Below are 17,117 nucleotides of genomic sequence, written 5' to 3'. Positions count from 1 at the left end.
TTGACCATTTTCCCCATGCGAAAGGCCGTCCCATGTCCCCTTTTTCCGTTTGCGTCTATTGCGGCTCTCGCCCCGGTAGAAATCCGAACTATTCGGTGGCCGCAGAAACACTTGGCACCGCGCTCGCGGGGCATGGTTGGCGTCTGGTCTATGGCGCGGGCGATGTGGGGCTGATGGGCACCGTGGCGCGGGCGGCGCAGGTGGCGGGGGGCGAGACATTCGGTGTCATTCCAGACCATCTTGTGCGGCGCGAAGTCGGCAAAAGCGACCTGACCACCTATGTCGTGACCGAGACGATGCACGAGCGCAAGAAAGTCATGTTCATGAATTGCGACGCGGTCGTGGTTCTGCCGGGCGGTGCCGGATCGCTGGACGAGTTTTTCGAGGTTCTCACATGGCGGCAGCTTGGCCTGCATGACAAGCCCATCGTGCTGCTGAACACCGATGGGTATTGGGCCCCGCTCAATCGTTTGCTGCAACATGTGGTCGAAGAGGGCTTTGCCGATCCCAGCCTGCTGGAGTTCATCACAACCGTCGACACGGTCGAGACAGCCATTGCATTGCTGGAAGGCACCGCCGCCGCGTAAAAGCGCAGGCGCAAACGAAAACGGGGCGGAAAGCCCGCCCCGTTCGATACATCATTCGCGTCCCGATTACATGCGGGAGGCGACGTTTTCCCAGTTCACCAGGTTGTCGAGGAAGTTCGACAGATAGGCCGGGCGCTTGTTGCGGAAGTCGATGTAGTAGGAATGTTCCCACACATCGCAGCCCAGCAGCGCGGTCTGGCCGAAGCACAGCGGGTTGACACCGTTTTCGGTCTTGGTCACGGCCAGGGACCCATCGACATTCTTGACCAGCCAGCACCAGCCGGAGCCGAACTGGCCTGCGCCCGCAGCGGAGAATTCTTCCTTGAACTTGTCGACGGAGCCAAAGCTTTCGGTCAGCGCCTTTTCAAGCTCACCCGGCATCGCGCTATCGCCCGGGCCCATCATCTCCCAGAACTGGTTGTGGTTCCAAAGCTGCGAGATGTTGTTGAAGATCCCGCTTTGAGCCACCGCGCCCTTGTCATAGGTGCCGGTGATGATCTCTTCGAGAGACTTGCTCTCCCATTCGGTGCCGGCAATCAGCTTGTTGCCGTTGTCGACATAGGCCTTGTGGTGCAGATCGTGGTGGTATTCCAGCGTTTCGGCAGACATGCCTTTGCCAGCCAGCGCATCATGTGCGTAGGGAAGATCGGGAAGTTCAAAAGCCATTTTGCGGCCCTCCTGTCAGCGTCGTCATTGGCGTCTTGGTGACAGATTGGTCTTGTGGCTGCAAGGTCAAGGCTGCGATTGTGCACAGGGTTCTCGCAGCCCTGCCCGTCTGGTGCTGTCAAGGACGGCGGAACTGCCTGGGCACATCGGTCCGGACCTTGCAGGTGCCGCTGCCCTTCCAGCTTTGTGGTGGGCCGACCGGGCGCGCCGTCACCGAAATGGTCCCGGTCTTCGGGCTGAAGCGCGCGCCATATTGGAAACGGAAACGGGACCTGGCGCTGTCGATCCCTGTTACGGACCAGCGCAGCACATCTTGCGCGCCCCGTTTCGTGACCTTGGCCTGAACCGGTGCCTCGTTGAAATGCAAAATGACGGCGTCGATCACCAGCACCTGCCCATCAGGCTGATATACCAGACCGATCAGCGGTGGCACCCAATCCACGTTTTTCTGGCGTTTGGTGATCGCGCACTCGTAAAAGGTGCCCTTCTGCTGCGCGGTCGCCGCGCCCGCAGCACCAAGCGATAAGGCCAGAACAAGACTGAGAATACGCGTGAGGCCTCCGGCTAAGTAATTGCAGAATAGCTGAATATTAACGCGATTTCGGCGCGGGCTGCGGATGTCAGCTATCGGCCTTCTTGGCCGCGCATGTGCCATTGGCAGAGCCGGGCAGTATGAAATAGCTTTCACCGACGCCGTTATAGGTGAAGGTTCCGCGCTTGAGGTTGATCGACATCTTGAAGCGGACATTTTGCACCTTGTCGGTGCGGTCGCGAATGCCAATCAGCTTCCAGTCCAGTTGGATGCGGTCCTTGGACGGGCGCGTCACATCGGCAAATGCGGGGCCGTCAAAGACCTGAAGCGTGAAATCGTCGATCACGGCCGCGCGTTGGGCGAAGGGGTCGATCTGAATCAGAACGCCTTTCGGCACCCAATCCTTGGAGGCCGGGTTGGAGGTCACGCAGCCCAGCACGATTGCCTCTTGGGCGCGGACGCTGTCCGGCGTGGCCATCAAGGCCGCCATGGTGGCCAATACCGTTACGATCCGACGCATGTGACTGCAACTCCTCCTTCGAATGCGGACCCGTCTATACCCCGCCCCGACGTTCGACGGAAGAGGTCAGAAATAGCCGACTTCGCTGCCCGGCTGGGCGGCTGTCTTGAGCAGATCGAACATATATTGCGCGACCGACCGGAAGCACACGATTTCGAAGCTGTCCGTCTCGCGCAGGAAAAAGGCTGCGGGCACCTGCGCCATGCGCGTGCGGCGGAACATGCCTGTCTTGAAAGCGTCCGGTGCCAGATCGGCCGGGGTCAGCTTGGCCATGATTTCGCGCGCATAGGGGCCGGTGACGCGGAACACGGCGCGCGCATCCGACACATTCACCGCCAGCGCATGATGCCCTGCCAGCGCTGAGGTCAGCGCAGCCAGCATCGCCGCGACATCGCCATAGGGGCACAGCACCAGCAATTCGTCCGGGGACATCCAGCACAGCGTGTTCTCACCCGACATCTGCACGGCGCGTTGCCCCGGCATGTCCAGCCCTACCGCGTTCTTCACGGCCACCCGGAATTCGGGATCATCGAAATCGCCGCGGAGCGTGATCATGCCCTGCGGCCCGATTTCCGCGATCTGCGCTATGCCATCGGCCCAAGTCACGCCGCCAAGTGCGCTTACCGGTTCAGACATTCTGCTTCTCCCCGTCCTTGTCATAGAAGACCGGGTCCACGATCTTCGCCTTGTAGGTCTTGCCATCGACGCCGGGGAACTCGATCACCTCGCCCATCCGGTCCGGCCCATGCAGCACCAGCCCCATGGCGATGCCGCGATCCAGCGTCGGCGAATGATAGGTCGATGTGACCCGCCCCTGCACATTGCGCTGGCCATTGGCATTGGTGCCCTCGGCCACGGCATAGGCCCCGTCGGGCAGAACCGCGCCATCGACGGTTTCAAGCCCCACCAGCTTCCAGCGGGTCGGATCGGCCATATGCGAGCGTTCCTGCGCCCGCTTGCCAAGATAGTCGTCCTTCTTCTTGGACAGCGCCCAATGCAGGCCCAGATCCTGCGGAATCACCGTTCCGTCGGTTTCATCGCCGATCATGATGAACCCCTTTTCGGCCCGCATGATGTGCAGCGCCTCGGTGCCGTAAGGCATTGCGCCGAACTCTGCGCCCGCCTCCATCAGAGCTTCCCAGAAAGCCAGCCCCTGACTTGCCGGGACCGCGATCTCATAGCTCAGCTCGCCCGAGAAACTGATGCGAAAGGCCCGCGCCGGGATGCCGGCGATCTCGCCTTCCTTCCATTCCATGAAGCCAAGCGCCTCTTTCGAGACATCCATACCGCCCAGCTTTTCCAGCACCTTGCGTGCATTCGGGCCGACCACCGCGATCTGCGCGTATTGTTCGGTCACATTGGCGGTATACACCTTCCAGTCCCACCATTCGGTCTGGAGCCACTCTTCCATATGGCCATGCACGCTGTCAGCGCCGCCCGACGTGGTGTGGCACAGCCACGTGTCCTCATCGATCCGCGCCACGACCCCGTCATCGGTCAAGAAGCCGTTTTCCGAACACATCAGGCCATATCGGCATTTGCCGACCTTCAGCGTGGACATCATGTTGGTATACATCATGTCGAGGAACCGGCCCGCGTCGGGGCCTTTGACGATGATCTTGCCCAACGTCGAAGCATCAAGCAAACCAAGCGCTTGCCGCGTGTTCTTTACCTCGCGCATTACCGCGTCATGCACGCTTTCGCTGCTGCGCGGATAGGCGTAGGGCCGCCGCCAATGGCCGACGGGTTCCCAATCCGCGCCATGCGCGTCGTGCCATGCCTGCATCGGCGTCCGGCGGATCGGCTGAAAGACCGCACCGCGCGCTTCACCCGCAATCGCCCCCATGGAGATCGGCGTATAAGGCGGACGGAAGGTGGTGGTGCCGGTCTGCGGGATCGGCTGACCCAACGCATCAGAAAGGATCGCAAGACCATTGATATTGCTGAGTTTCCCTTGATCCGTCGCCATGCCCAGCGTGGTGTAGCGTTTGGCGTGTTCGACGCTTTCGAAACCTTCCTGCGCCGCCAGTTGCACGTCGGAAACCTTTACGTCGTTCTGGAAATCCAGCCATGCCTTCATGCGCAGCTCATAGGGCGCGCCCTGCGGCATCAGCCAGACCGGCTCCATCGCCGCCTCTTGCGGGCTGGTCACATCGGGGGTCGCGACCGGCTTGGGCTTGTGACCCGCGGCCTTGGCAGCCGCGCGGCCCGACATCTCTGCATCTTCCAGCGCAAGGGCGATATGCATGGCCCCATTCGCGGTGCCGACGGGGATCACGAAAGCTTCCCCTGCGTCATCCCGCGGCGGATTGTCCACATCCGGGCGGAAATGCGCGTGCCCGGTGTCCCAGGTCAGCTTGCCGCCGCAATGGGACCAGAGGTGAACGACCGGTGACCAGCCGCCGGACATGGCAACCGCGTCGCAGGCGATCTCTTTCAGGACAGCGCCTTCGCCCGCCTGCACACAGATGGCAACGCCGGTCACGCGGCGCGTGCCCTTGACCTTTGCGATGGCTTTGCCGGTCTCGACCGGAATGCCTAGATCCTGCGCCGCCTGCATCAGCGCACCGCCCCCTTCGGGCCGCGCATCCAAGATGCAGGGCACTTCAAGACCGGCCTTTTTCATAGCAATTGCAGTGAGATACGCGCTGTCGTTATTCGTGACGACAACAACGCGATCCCCGACGGATACCCCGAAATTCACGACGTAGTCGCGCACGGCAGAGGCAAGCATCACACCCGGCACATCGTTTCCGGCAAAAGACAGCGGCCGTTCAATCGCGCCGGTGGCGGTGACGATCCGCTTGGCACGAATACGCCACAAGCGGTGACGCGGGCCAGCGGCGGTGGGCGCGTGATCGGTCAGCCGCTCATAGCCCAGCACATAGCCGTGGTCGTAAACGCCCGCGCCCATCAGGCGCAACCGCATGGACACATTGGGCATTTTCTCAAGCGCGGCGCGGGTTTCCTCCACGAACTTGTCCACAGGCGCACCACCTATGCGGCCCTCCGCCAAAGGCTCGTCAACCATAGCGCGACCGCCCCAATGGGCCGTCTGTTCGATCACAAGCACCTTGGCACCCGATTTCCCGGCCGCCAGCGCGGCTTGCAACCCGGCGATGCCGCCACCGATCACCAGCACGTCTACATTGACGTTGAAATGCTCATAGGTGTCGGCGTCCTGCTCCTTGGGCGCTTTGCCCAGACCGGCGGATTGGCGGATGAAGGGTTCGTACACATGTTTCCAAAGCGGGCGCGGATGAATGAACATCTTGTAATAGAAGCCCGCCGTCAGGAACCGGCTGAAGCCCGCATTGATCGCGCCCACATCGAATTCGAGATTGGGCCAGTGGTTCTGCGACCCGGCCTGAAGCCCGTCATAAAGCTCTGTGGTGGTGGCGCGCTGGTTCGGCTCGAACGTGCCACCCGCGCCGTGGTTCATCAATGCGTTCGGCTCTTCCGCGCCGCTGGCGACGATGCCGCGCGGGCGGTGGTACTTGAACGAGCGGCCCACCATGACCTGCCCATTGGCCAGCAGCGCAGAGGCCAGCGTGTCGCCCTCATAGCCCTTGAGACGTTTGCCGTTGAACGTGAACGTGACCGGCTTGCCCTTGTCGAGAAACCGCCCCCCCTTGGCCAGACGCGTGCTCATGCGAATTCCCTCCAGCTCCAGCCAGGCCGTTTGGCGCTGATCTTGTCCTTGATCTCTTGCGGCGGTTCGGTGGTTTGGGCGCTGTAGGTGCCGAATACCTCAAGCGTCGAGGTGCAGCGCGCCGCATGGAACCACTTGCCGCAGCCATTGGCATGGCGCCAGCGTTCGAAATGCACGCCCTTGGGGTTCTCGCGCACGAACAGATAGCTTTCGAACTCCGCATCGCTCGATCCGGGGCCGTAGCGCTTTACATGCGCCTCCCCGCCTGCGTGCAGTTCGGTTTCATCGGCATCGACGCCGCAATATGGACAGTGCAGGATCAGCATGGTGCGGCTCCGCGTATTGATCGTGAACAGGTCATGACGCGGCCTCGATCAGCCGGGTCATAAAGATATCGCCAAACCCCCATTGCAGGGTCGCGACGCTCATCAGGGCCACGTTGGCCATGTTGAAGGGGGCAGCTTCCTGGCGCAGGCGGTCGAAGTTGCGCTCTTCCGTCAGGAAATCGACGGCATAGCCTTCCTCGGGGATCTTGGTCGCCTCTGTGCCCGCGCGCATGGCGGCCAGTTCGACGCCGTATTCGTGCAGCAACCGTTCGACAGAGCGTTGCCGCCCCAATTCGATTTTCAGCAGCCGGTCGGAAAAGAACAGGACCGAAGCCGCCACACCAAGCGCGCCGAAGCGGTGGAAGATATCGGCATCCATCTTCGCCAACGCGATCACAGAGCCAATCGCCCACGCCGACAACCCCAGATAGGCCATCGCGACACCAAAACGGTGGAGGATGTAACGCGCCGTGCTCATGCCCTACGCCCCAAAGCATTACGCTGGGAAAGCTCTACTCGACCGCCCGGTGGGCACCACCGGGCAGCGCCCGACCGCCCCCCCGGGCGGGCGCTTTGCTTCCGCCCGCGTTCGGTCGCTGCCCTCAGCACTGCCATTGTCCGCAGCCTACCAGCTTGTCGACGACCAAATCGCCGAACCCCCAAACAACAGTCGCGAGCGCGCCGGAAAATAATTCCGCAACCACAAACTGTCTGGCCTTGGTGATTTTCGGCAGAAATTCGTTGGAAAACGAGCCGGTCAAAGGATAGTCGTTCAGTTTCCGCAGACCCATCTCGTCTAAAGCTTCCGAAAGCTCCAACTTAATCTCGCTCTCAACGCCACCGCTTTTCCTGCGATCTAGTCCGTAGAGTAGTATCAAGACAGCGATAAGCAGGGCTCCAGAACGACTAAACCAATCGTAATTGCTCGCTATCGAAATCGCCAAGCCACCAGCAAGAATGACGACCGTCAGAACAACTATCGGCCACACACCCGCGCTCTCATGAGCCTTTTTGATGTTTTCCTGATCCATCCCTAATGCGCCACCCCGGCCGCCACGCTTTCGTCGATGAACTTGCCTTCGCGGAAACGGAACATGGAGAATTCATCGCAGAGGGGGGAGTCTCCCTTGGCGATCAGTTCGGCAAAGCCCCAGCCGCTGCCGGGGATGGCTTTGAAGCCGCCCGTGCCCCAGCCACAGTTGACGAACATGCCATCCACCGGGGTTTTCGACAGGATCGGCGACCGGTCGCCCGTCACGTCCACGATACCGCCCCATTGGCGCAGCATCTTGAGGCGCGAGATCATCGGGAAGGTTTCGACCAGTGCGCGGACGGTTTCCTCGATATGGTGGAAACTGCCGCGCTGGGTGAAGTTGTTGAAGGAATCGGTGCCGCCGCCGATCACCATCTCTCCCTTGTCGGATTGCGACATATACCCGTGCACCGTGTTGGCCATCACGACCACATCCATGCAGGGTTTGATCGGCTCGGACACCAGCGCTTGCAGCGCCACGGATTCCAGCGGCAGACGGAAGCCCGCCATATCGGCCAACTGCCCCGAATGGCCCGCGACCACGACGCCCAGCTTGTTGCAATCGATCGCGCCGCGATTGGTATCGACGCCAACGACCTTGTCGCCCTCGCGGCGGATGCCCGTCACTTCGCATTTCTGGATGACATGCATCCCCATATCCGAACAGGCCCGCGCATAGCCCCACGCCACCGCATCGTGCCGCGCCGTGCCGCCGCGCGGCTGCCACAGCGCGCCCAGGACCGGGTAGCGTGGCCCGTCGATATTGATGATCGGGACCAGCTTCTTGACCTGTTCCGGGCCGATGAATTCGGTCGACACGCCTTGCAACGCATTGGCGTGGGCGGTGCGCTGATAGCCGCGGATTTCGTGCTGGGTCTGGGCCAGCATCATCACGCCGCGCGGGCTGAACATGACATTGTAGTTCAGATCCTGGCTCATCGTCTCGTAGAGGGAACGCGCCTTTTCATAGATCGCGGCAGAGCTGTCCTGCAGGTAGTTCGACCGGATGATCGTCGTGTTGCGGCCCGTATTGCCGCCACCCAGCCAGCCCTTTTCAAGGATCGCAACATTGGTGATGCCGAAATTCTTGCCCAGATAATACGCTGTCGCCAGACCATGCCCACCTGCCCCGACGATGATCACATCATAAGAGGATTTCGGCTCTGGGCTGGCCCAGGCGCGTTCCCAGCCGGTGTGCTGGCGCAAACCCTCACGGGCGATGGCAAAGGCGGAATAGCGTTTCATGTCAGGCGAATCCCCGTCACTCGGATTTTTGTTCTTGTCGCGCAGTTTCGCAAAATACCGCCGTGAGAAGCCGCCGCAATAGAACCCAGTTGCGACATGTTTTCCGACTGGCGGCGATTTGAACGATTTGCCCTTTTTTCGGGCCATGCGGGCAGATACATCGGATGCCATGAGTTTTTGGGTGATCATTCTGGGAATGGCGGTGCTGTCCGCCGCAATCCTCATACTGGCGAGTCGGCGGCGGACCGATCAGGCGGCGCCTGCGGCGGCCTATGACATGCAGGTCTATCGCGACCAGCTGGCCAGCCTTGACCGCGACGTGGAGCGCGGCGTGGTAGAGGCAGAGGACGCAGAACGCACGCGGGCCGAAATCGGACGACGCATTCTGGCGGCAGACCGGGCCGCGCAGCAGGCAAGCGGTTCCGCAGGCGACGGTTCCGGCTGGGTCTGGGGCGCGCTGATGGGCGTCGGCGTTCTGGCCGGATCGATCGCGCTTTATTCGCAACTGGGCGCGCCGGGCTATGGCGATCTGGCGCTGAAAGACCGGATCGAAGCGGCTGAGAGCCTGCGCAAGACCCGTCCCAGCCAAGAAATCGCCGAGGCAGAGATCGACCCGGCGATGCTGCCTATCCCGGTGGAGCCGCCAAGCGCCGACTACTTGGCGCTTGTCGAACAGCTGCGCAGCGTCGTCGGCGAACGCCCGGATGATCCGCGCGGGTTTCAGTTGCTGGCCCAGTCCGAACGCAACCTTGGCAATTATTCCGCCGCGCATCGGGCGCTTGCGCGCTATCTCGATCTGCGCGGCGATGCGGTGACGGCGAGCGAATTCGCTGACCTGGCCGATACGCTGGTGCTGGCGGCGGGCGGCTATGTCTCGCCCGAGGCGGAAATCGCGCTTGCCCGCGCCTTGCAGCTTGATCCGGCAAACGGACCGGCGCGCTATTACTGGGGGCTGATGATGTCGCAGACAGGTCGCCCCGATCAGGCCTTCACGATCTGGGATCGCCAGTTGCGGGCCGGACCGCCGGATGCCCCATGGATCGGCCCGATTCAGGCGCAGATTGCCGAGATCGCCATGCGCGCCGGGCAGACCAATTACGAGATCCCCCAGATCGGCTCCGCCGCCACCCCGCCGCGCGGCCCCTCGCAAGAGGATATCGACGCGGCAGGCGACATGAGCCCGCAGGAACGCATGGAAATGATCGAGGGCATGGTTTCCAACCTGTCGGAGCGACTGGCCAGCGAAGGCGGCGCACCGCAGGATTGGGCGCGGCTGATCACGGCGCTTGGCGTGCTTGGCCGAAGCGGCGATGCGCGCGCCATTTTCGACGAGGCCAGCCGCGTCTTTGCCGCCGATCCGGGCGCTTTGGATCAGATCAACCGGGCGGGCGAACGCGCGGGGGTTTCCAATTGATCTACGAAGAGATCGAGGATTTCGTCGCCGCCCTGCCCCAAGGCGCGGCAGTGGCCGGGATCGACCTTGGCACCAAGACCATTGGCGTCGCTGTCTCTGACCGGATGCTGTCGGTCGCCTCGCCGCTGGAAACGATCAAGCGCAAGAAATTCGGCATCGATGCGGCGGCGTTGCAGGCGCTTCTTGCCGCGCGCGAGATCGGCGGCATCGTTCTAGGCCTGCCGCGCAACATGGACGGGACCGAGGGGCCGCGCTGCCAATCGACCCGTGCCTTCGCGCGGAACTTCGACAATCTGCACAGCATCCCGATCACCTTCTGGGATGAACGCCTGTCTACCGTGGCCGCCGAAAAGGCGCTGTTGGAGGCGGATACGACCCGCAAACGTCGCGCCGAGGTTATCGACCACGTGGCGGCTGCCTATATCCTGCAAGGGTTGCTGGATCGGTTGAGCATCATGCGCAGCCGGGCGTAAGGAAAATCATGGTGGACAAGAAATCCAAAGACGCGGTCTGGACGCGGAACGAGATCGAAAGCCCCTGCGTTCAGGTCTGTGTGATCCACCCCGAGACGCGGCTTTGCGTGGGCTGTGCGCGCTCCATCGACGAGATCGGCGGCTGGTCCCGGATGACTCCAGAGGCCCGGCGCGACGTGATGGAAGACCTGCCCAACCGTGTCGCCGCCCCGAAGACCCGGCGCGGTGGGCGCGCGGCGCGGGTCAAGTGATCAGGGCGCATTCAGCCATGTCTGCGGGTCCGGAAATTCCGGCCTGAAGAACGCGGTCATCCGCCCCTCGGCGTGATCGCCGCCCGTCCAGGGCGCTGTCCCATGCAATGTGAAGCGGTGCAGCAGCAGTGCAGCGCCCGGCGCGCCTTGCAGTGGTTTGGGATCAACCGTGTCGAACACCTTGCGTCGCGCTTCGTGGTAAGCCTCGGTTATGTCGGTCTGCGCGATCGGCCCTGCCCCTATGGCCTGCCGCAGCGCCTCTGCGACGATCCGGTGACTGCCGGGCCAGAACACCGTTGGCGCGTCGGCACAGTCATTGAGGTGTATGCCAAGGATATAGGCGTGGAACTCGCGGGCAAAGCGCCGGCGGTCCGGCCCGTCTGGCAGCAGCCCGTCCACATGCGCGGCGCAGCGCGTGACGCGGTAGCGGTGGTTCGCCTCGGACTGGTCCGGGTCACGTTGCGGATAGCCGGGATAGACGATGGACAGCTGCGCCCTGTGCAGCGGCGCGCCATGCAGTGGCAGCGCGTCCTGCCATGGGCCGCGAAGTGCCACGCCATCCACACTGCCATCGGCAGCGTTCGGCAGCGCATCGACGCCGGGGAACCATGTGCGCCCGTGCCTCAGATCGCCTTGCGTCCGGGGAAGGCGCAGCGCCGCGTGATAGGCCGCACGCGCCCAGTTTCGGCTGTCGTCGGTCGCGGCAAACTGCACTGCCCCGGTGTCGGCCAGCGCCATCGCGCTAGCCCAGCATCGCTTTGCGCAGCATGTTGAGCGCCACCAGTGTCAGGAACACGCCGAACGCCTTCTTGAGCGGGCCGGGATCCATCGCATGGGCCAGCTTCACCCCCCAAGGGGTCGTGATCAGCGTCATCGCGATGACCAGCACGAATGCCACAAGGTTGACAGATCCAAGGGTCAGCGGCGGGCGCATCGCGGGGTCGATCTGCACCATCAGGAACCCCAGCACCGAAGGCACCGCGATCACCACACCAAAGCCCGCCGCCGTCGCCACGGCACGGTGAATCGGTACGTTCATCAGGCTCATCAAAGGCACCCCGAAAGAGCCGCCGCCGATGCCCATCAGCACCGATCCGAACCCCATCAGCGGCGACAGAACCGCCGTGCCCAGAAGGCCGGGCATACTGTCACGCAAGCGCCAATGCGCACGCCCAAGCAGCATGTAAAGACCGATGATGATGGCCAGGCAGCCGAACACGATCTGCAATGTCTGGGACTTCAGGCCAGAGACAAGCCAAACCCCCAGCACCGCACCGATGACGATGCCCGGGCTCCAGCGGCGCAGGATCTCCCAATCCACCGCGCCCTTCTTGTTATGGCTCAGCACAGAGCGCATGGACGTCACGATGATCGTTGCCAGCGACGTGGCAAGGCACATCTGCATCAGTTGCGGCCCATCATAGCCAAGCGTTTGAAACGCATAGAAAAAGGCGGGAACAAGAACGATCCCGCCCCCGACGCCCAAAAGCCCCGCCAGCACACCGGCAAAGCCGCCGATCACCAGCAGCAGAACCAGCATTTGCACCAAAAGCGCCGTATCGGCCATCTACCCTGCCCCCTCATATTCTTGCGGGCAGGGTGTAGCGCCTGTCAGATCAAAGCGCCAGTGTCAGCTTCGCGCGCGGCGTTTGCGGCGTAGCAGGCCAAACCCGGCCACCCCGGCACCAAGAAGCGAGGCGGATGCGGGCAACGGCACCGGGGAGATCGGAACGGCCAGCCCGTCGATCATCACGCTGATCAATTCCCCGTCCTGCACCACGCCGCCACCGGCAAGATAGGTCGCGTCGTCGATCAGATAGCCGAAGATCGTCGCTGTCCCGGTCAGATCATAGTCGGTCGCATCCGTGACCAGGCTGGGAAACAGGCTTTCTTCCTGTGACTGCCCCACCAGCGCACCGATCAAAAGCGGATCGCCATAGCGCAGCGTCACCGTATTCCCATCGGCAGAGCGGGACGCGCTTGTCGGGCCCTTATCGCCAAGGCCGTCGGTCCTGTATTCAACTTCAAGGCTGGTGTCCCCATAGCCCGTCAGCTGCATCCCGGTGATCGCGAAAAAGCCGCCGTCGATATTGTAGGTGTCCCTGATCCGCGGCGCGAATACCAAGTCTCCCGTCGGTTTGGTCATAACGCGGTTCTGGATATTGCCGCCGACCAATGAGAATGGGGTGATAGGTGTCGGGTCCAGTGTAAACGGCAGCAGATTGTCGTTCGCAACGACCTGAACACCGCCATGTACCGGATCTGCCGCAGTTGTCCCGAACAGGTTCTCGACACCGCCCGGATCAAGCGTGGCCGCAACCGCCGCACAAGATGTAAAGGCAAGCGCCGCAACACTCGCAAGAAGGGTCTGTTTCATGAGTTTTCCCCCAAAAACGGATTCAGTGAATGGGGGGATCATATCACATTTCTACCTATGAGGGTGCATCCTCGCTTGGGTCGGCGGGTTCACGCCATTACGCGGCGCGCTGATCCATCATCGACAGGGCCTTGTCCAGAACCTCGATCCCGGCGCCGGGGCGCGGGGCATCTTCGCTCAGCACCCGGCGCCACTGCCGCGCGCCGGGCTTGCCGGCGAACAATCCCAGCATGTGCCGGGTGACTTGCCCCAGCTTGCCGCCTGACGACAGATGCGCATCGATATAGGGCTTCATCGCCTCGACCACGGCGCGCGGGTCGGACACCTCCCCCACCCCATAGATGCGGCTATCGGCGGCGCACAGAATGTCGGCGGGCTGATGGTAGGCCGCGCGCCCGATCATCACCCCGTCCAGCCCGCCCTCAAGGAACGCCTCGGCCGCGTCCAGCGAGGCAATGCCGCCGTTGACAGAGATATGCAGGTTCGGAAACAGCCCCTTCATGCGATGCACCAGATCATAGTCCAGCGGCGGGATATCGCGGTTTTCCTTGGGGCTCAGCCCTTCGAGCCATGCCTTGCGCGCATGGATCGTGACCCGCTCGCAGCCCGCCGCGACGATGCGGGCGAGGAATTCGGGCAAGACCTCTTCGGGGTTCTGGTCATCCACACCGATACGGCATTTCACCGTGACCTCGACATCGACCGCATCCCGCATCGCCGCCACGCAATCGGCCACCAGCCCCGGTGTCTTCATCAAAACCGCGCCGAAGCTGCCCGATTGCACCCGGTCGGATGGGCAGCCGCAGTTGAGGTTGATCTCGTCATATCCATGCGCCGCGCCCAGCCGGGCCGCCTGCGCAAGTTCCGCCGGGTCGGAGCCGCCAAGCTGCAAGGCAACCGGATGTTCCTCTGCCGAAAAGTCCAGCAAATGCAACGCCCCGCCGCGCACCAACGCGGGCGCGGTCACCATTTCCGTATAAAGCAGCGTTTGACCGGAGAGCAGCCGATGCAGATACCGACAATGCCGGTCGGTCCAATCCATCATGGGGGCGACGGACAATCTGGCGTGTTGTATCAACTGCATGTTTCGTGTCTTCGACCTGTTGCGGCGGATGCGGCGATGCCGGGATGCGGGCCAAACTTCCCGGATGTGCCCGTATCGGCGTGTCTATAGACGATATGGGCGCGTGAGGGAAACCACCCCGGCGCATGGCTTTCAGGGGAGCATGGCTGGGGCGACCATGTAGGCAATGCGGCGCGCTTGGGGCGCGCCGCAGGCTGAAACACCGAAGGGCGGGCACTCTGCCCGCCCGTTGTCTTGGAACGTCAGAATTCGGCGTCGATATCGACAACATCAATAAGCTTGTGATTGACGAATTCCTTGATCCCCAGGCCCAAAAGCTCGCGGCCATAGCCGGAATTCCGGATGCCGCCAAAGGGCAAGTCGGCTTTCACCATTGTCGGGTGATTGACGAACACCATGCCGGTCGAAATCTGTCTGGCGACCTCGGCCCCATGTTTGGTGTCGGTCGTGAAGACAGACCCGCCAAGACCGAAGGGGGAATCGTTCGCGATCCGAATGGCGTCGGCCTCATCCTTGGCGCGGAACAACATCGACACGGGGCCGAAGAATTCCCAATAACGGGCCGGATTGTCTTCGCCGATATCGGTGAGGATGGTGGGCTGAACGAAATTACCCTGATTAGGAACCTTCGGGCCAATCTCCGTCGCCGTCGCGCCAAGTTTGACCGCCTCTTGGATCTGCTTGTTGATATCATCCACCGCGCCGCGCGAGGAAAGCGGCGCTAGGGTTGTCTTGGGATCACGCGGATCACCGGCGACAAGCCCCGCCACACCTTTCGTGTAACGCTCAAGGAACTCGTCATAGACCTCATCGACGATGATCATGCGCTTGGAGGACACACAGACCTGCCCACCGTTCCAGTGGCGACCAAACACCGCCCATTCAACGGTCTTTTCCATATCCGCATCGGCCAGCACGACAAACGCATCGGCGCCGCCCAACTCAAGCGTAGATTTTTTCAACGCCCGTCCGGCGGCGGCGGCCACCACGGCGCCCGCGCCTTCCGATCCCGTCAGCGCCACGCCCCGCACCAGCGGGTGTTCGATGATCATCTCGATCTGGGAATGGGACGGATACAGGTTGATGAACGCGCCGTCCGGCAGACCTGCCTTCTGCATCAGGCTTTCCATCGCGGCGGCGCTTTGCGGAACGATGGCCGCATGTTTCAGCAACAAGGTATTCCCGGCGGACAATTGCGGCGCGATGATGCGTGCGACCTGATAGAAGGGGAAGTTCCACGGCTCCACCGCCAAGAGAACACCCAACGGATCATGGACTAGCATCGCCTCCCCCTCAGCCAAATCGGCCACCGGGAGTTTCTCGGGCTTGAGCTGTTTTTCCGCATGTTCGGCGTAATATTCAAAAATCCGGGCCGATAGTTCGACCTCGCCCTTCGCCTCGGACAGCAGCTTGCCCATTTCCAAGGTCAGAAGCCCCGCATAATGATCGGCGTCACGCCGCAACAGGTCGGCCGCTTTTTGCATGACCTGCGCGCGTTCGGCAAAGCTGGTCTCTTTCCAGGACTGAAAGGCGTGGTCTGCTTTTTCGATCGCAGCGACGATCTCTGCATCGGTGTTTTCCGAGAACGTCTTCACGACTTCGCCGGTATAGGGGTTGGTGGTAGCATAGGACATGGCTGTTTTCCTGAGGGGATTAGTGGTCAGCTTTTCACGGGGGCGCGCGCTTTGGTTTTTCCCAATCGTCTTCGGGAGTTGCCCGCGCCCCGCGTTTGCCGACCAAACCACCCTTCGGCACGCCATGAACTGACATTGGTCAATCTGCCGAAGCACCGGGGCGATAAACGTTCAGGCGAAGACGATCCGCAGCAAGGAGACCCCCATGGAAAAAATGATGAAGGCAGCAGTGGTGCATGAATTCGGCAAGCCGCTGGTCATCGAAGACGTGCCAATCCCGACGCCCGGTCCGGGCGAAGTGCTGGTGAAAATCGTCGCGACAGGCGTGTGTCACACGGACCTGCACGCGGCCAATGGCGACTGGCCGTTCAAGCCGACGGTTCCCTTCATCCCCGGCCATGAGGGCGCGGGTATCGTCGTGGCGCTTGGGCCGGACGTGACCGAAGTGAAGGAAGGCGACAAGGTGGGGATCGCATGGCTGCACGATGCGTGCGGCGGCTGCGAGTTCTGCGAAACCGGCTGGGAGACCTTGTGCGAATCCCAACATATGAGCGGCTACACCGTGAATGGGACATTCGCGGAATACGCGATCGGCAATGCGAAATACGTCGCGAAATTTCCCGATGACGTGGATTTCGCGGCCATGGCCCCGATCCTGTGTGCCGGTGTGACGACCTACAAGGGCATCAAGGAGACCGAGGCGAAGCCGGGCGAATGGGTTGCGATTTCCGGTGTTGGGGGCCTGGGCCATGTAGCCGTTCAATATGCCAAGGCGATGGGCCTTCACATCATTGCGCTGGACGTGACCGATGAGAAGCTTGCCCTTGCCAAGAAACTGGGGGCCGATGTAGCCGTGAATGCGCGCGATGCGGACGCGGTGGATCAGGTGATCAAGGCGACCGATGGCGGCGCGCATGGCGTGGTGGTGACGGCGGTCTCCACCCCGGCTTTCGCGCAGGCCATTGCCATGGTCCGGCGCAAGGGAACGATTGCGCTGAACGGGCTGCCGCCGGGCGATTTTCCGATGCCGATCTTCGATGTCGTGCTCAAGCGTATCACCACGCGGGGCTCCATCGTCGGCACGCGCAAGGATCTTGCCGAAGCGGTTCAATTCGCAAATGAGGGCAAGGTCAAAACCCATATCAACAAAGCGAAACTGGACGACATCAATACGATCTTCGCCGATCTCGAAGCTGGCAAGGTTGACGGGCGTATGGTGATCGAAATGTAACCGTTCGGGGCCGGTTGGCTTTGGCCCGGCGCCATTGCCAATCGGCGCAGTCATGGATCGGGCCGTCAGGTGCCCCGGACGCAAAAGGATCG

The 17,117-nt window shown here is 62.2% G+C and carries 19 protein-coding genes; 5 read left to right on the top strand and 14 right to left on the bottom strand.

What is annotated here, in order from left to right; translation table 11 throughout:
- Positions 1-32 precede the first annotated feature (32 nt).
- Positions 33-587, top strand: a complete 555-nt coding sequence (locus tag E4Z66_RS01325) for an LOG family protein (protein WP_136461138.1) — start codon at positions 33-35, stop codon at positions 585-587.
- Between the two features lie 66 nt (positions 588-653).
- Here E4Z66_RS01325 and E4Z66_RS01320 read toward each other — a convergent pair whose 3' ends face one another.
- The 9 genes from E4Z66_RS01320 to E4Z66_RS01280 all read right to left on the bottom strand — a co-directional run bounded on the left by E4Z66_RS01320 (position 654) and on the right by E4Z66_RS01280 (position 8,561).
- Positions 654-1,253, bottom strand: coding sequence for a superoxide dismutase (locus E4Z66_RS01320; RefSeq protein ID WP_136461137.1), 600 nt, complete (start codon positions 1,251-1,253; stop codon positions 654-656).
- 118 nt (positions 1,254-1,371) lie between these two features.
- Positions 1,372-1,908 carry a hypothetical protein gene (locus tag E4Z66_RS01315; protein ID WP_136461136.1) on the bottom strand — a complete coding sequence of 179 codons (537 nt, stop codon included), beginning with the start codon at positions 1,906-1,908 and terminating at the stop codon, positions 1,372-1,374.
- Positions 1,874-2,305: a hypothetical protein gene (locus E4Z66_RS01310; RefSeq protein WP_136461135.1), complete on the bottom strand. Its 432-nt coding sequence runs from the start codon at positions 2,303-2,305 to the stop codon at positions 1,874-1,876. Before E4Z66_RS01310 ends, E4Z66_RS01315 begins: the two co-directional genes overlap by 35 nt.
- Before the next feature lie 66 nt (positions 2,306-2,371).
- Positions 2,372-2,941: a sarcosine oxidase subunit gamma gene (locus tag E4Z66_RS01305; RefSeq protein ID WP_136461134.1), complete on the bottom strand. Its 570-nt coding sequence runs from the start codon at positions 2,939-2,941 to the stop codon at positions 2,372-2,374.
- A complete protein-coding gene (locus E4Z66_RS01300; RefSeq protein WP_136461133.1) occupies positions 2,934-5,957 on the bottom strand; it encodes a sarcosine oxidase subunit alpha family protein in 3,024 nt (1,007 codons plus the stop codon). Before E4Z66_RS01300 ends, E4Z66_RS01305 begins: the two co-directional genes overlap by 8 nt.
- On the bottom strand, positions 5,954-6,283 hold the full coding sequence (locus E4Z66_RS01295) for a sarcosine oxidase subunit delta (protein WP_136461132.1): 330 nt from the start codon (positions 6,281-6,283) through the stop codon (positions 5,954-5,956). The genes E4Z66_RS01300 and E4Z66_RS01295 overlap by 4 nt, the downstream gene beginning before the upstream one ends.
- A 31-nt stretch (positions 6,284-6,314) precedes the next feature.
- On the bottom strand, positions 6,315-6,761 hold the full coding sequence (locus E4Z66_RS01290) for a hypothetical protein (RefSeq protein ID WP_136461131.1): 447 nt from the start codon (positions 6,759-6,761) through the stop codon (positions 6,315-6,317).
- 124 nt (positions 6,762-6,885) lie between these two features.
- Entirely contained in the window at positions 6,886-7,314 is a 429-nt protein-coding gene (locus E4Z66_RS01285) for a hypothetical protein (RefSeq protein ID WP_136461130.1), read from the bottom strand.
- Positions 7,315-7,316: 2 nt separating this feature from the next.
- Positions 7,317-8,561, bottom strand: coding sequence for a sarcosine oxidase subunit beta family protein (locus E4Z66_RS01280; protein WP_136461129.1), 1,245 nt, complete (start codon positions 8,559-8,561; stop codon positions 7,317-7,319).
- Positions 8,562-8,730: 169 nt separating this feature from the next.
- On the opposite strand from E4Z66_RS01280, the gene ccmI reads away from it, so the two are divergent.
- The 3 genes from ccmI to E4Z66_RS01265 are packed head-to-tail and all read left to right on the top strand — an operon-like array spanning position 8,731 to position 10,699.
- Positions 8,731-9,975 carry a c-type cytochrome biogenesis protein CcmI gene (gene ccmI, locus E4Z66_RS01275; protein WP_136461128.1) on the top strand — a complete coding sequence of 415 codons (1,245 nt, stop codon included), beginning with the start codon at positions 8,731-8,733 and terminating at the stop codon, positions 9,973-9,975.
- Positions 9,972-10,448, top strand: a complete 477-nt coding sequence (gene ruvX, locus E4Z66_RS01270; protein ID WP_136461127.1) for a Holliday junction resolvase RuvX — start codon at positions 9,972-9,974, stop codon at positions 10,446-10,448. Before ccmI ends, ruvX begins: the two co-directional genes overlap by 4 nt.
- Before the next feature lie 8 nt (positions 10,449-10,456).
- Positions 10,457-10,699 carry a DUF1289 domain-containing protein gene (locus tag E4Z66_RS01265; protein ID WP_136461126.1) on the top strand — a complete coding sequence of 81 codons (243 nt, stop codon included), beginning with the start codon at positions 10,457-10,459 and terminating at the stop codon, positions 10,697-10,699.
- On the opposite strand, the gene E4Z66_RS01260 is transcribed toward E4Z66_RS01265, so the two are convergent.
- The 5 genes from E4Z66_RS01260 to E4Z66_RS01240 form a co-directional block, all read right to left on the bottom strand.
- Entirely contained in the window at positions 10,700-11,437 is a 738-nt protein-coding gene (locus E4Z66_RS01260; protein ID WP_136461125.1) for a hypothetical protein, read from the bottom strand. It lies immediately after the preceding gene.
- A 4-nt stretch (positions 11,438-11,441) separates the two neighbouring features.
- Entirely contained in the window at positions 11,442-12,266 is an 825-nt protein-coding gene (locus E4Z66_RS01255) for a sulfite exporter TauE/SafE family protein (RefSeq protein WP_136461124.1), read from the bottom strand.
- A gap of 63 nt (positions 12,267-12,329) precedes the next feature.
- Complete coding sequence (locus E4Z66_RS01250) at positions 12,330-13,076, bottom strand: VPLPA-CTERM sorting domain-containing protein (RefSeq protein ID WP_246035829.1); 747 nt, start codon at positions 13,074-13,076, stop codon at positions 12,330-12,332.
- Positions 13,077-13,173: 97 nt separating this feature from the next.
- Positions 13,174-14,160 (bottom strand): tRNA dihydrouridine(20/20a) synthase DusA, encoded by a 987-nt coding sequence (gene dusA, locus E4Z66_RS01245; protein WP_136461123.1) that lies wholly within the window; start codon positions 14,158-14,160, stop codon positions 13,174-13,176.
- Between the two features lie 242 nt (positions 14,161-14,402).
- On the bottom strand, positions 14,403-15,794 hold the full coding sequence (locus tag E4Z66_RS01240; RefSeq protein ID WP_136461122.1) for an NAD-dependent succinate-semialdehyde dehydrogenase: 1,392 nt from the start codon (positions 15,792-15,794) through the stop codon (positions 14,403-14,405).
- Between the two features lie 205 nt (positions 15,795-15,999).
- Here E4Z66_RS01240 and adhP point away from each other — a divergent pair, with 205 nt between their 5' ends.
- A complete protein-coding gene (gene adhP / locus E4Z66_RS01235; protein ID WP_136461121.1) occupies positions 16,000-17,025 on the top strand; it encodes an alcohol dehydrogenase AdhP in 1,026 nt (341 codons plus the stop codon).
- The last annotated feature ends 92 nt before the right edge of the window (positions 17,026-17,117 follow it).

It is taken from the genome of Aliishimia ponticola (genome assembly GCF_004803475.1).
Lineage (GTDB): Bacteria > Pseudomonadota > Alphaproteobacteria > Rhodobacterales > Rhodobacteraceae > Aliishimia > Aliishimia ponticola.
Note: the sequence above shows the minus strand (reverse complement) of the source record. Positions and strands in the feature narration are given on the sequence as shown.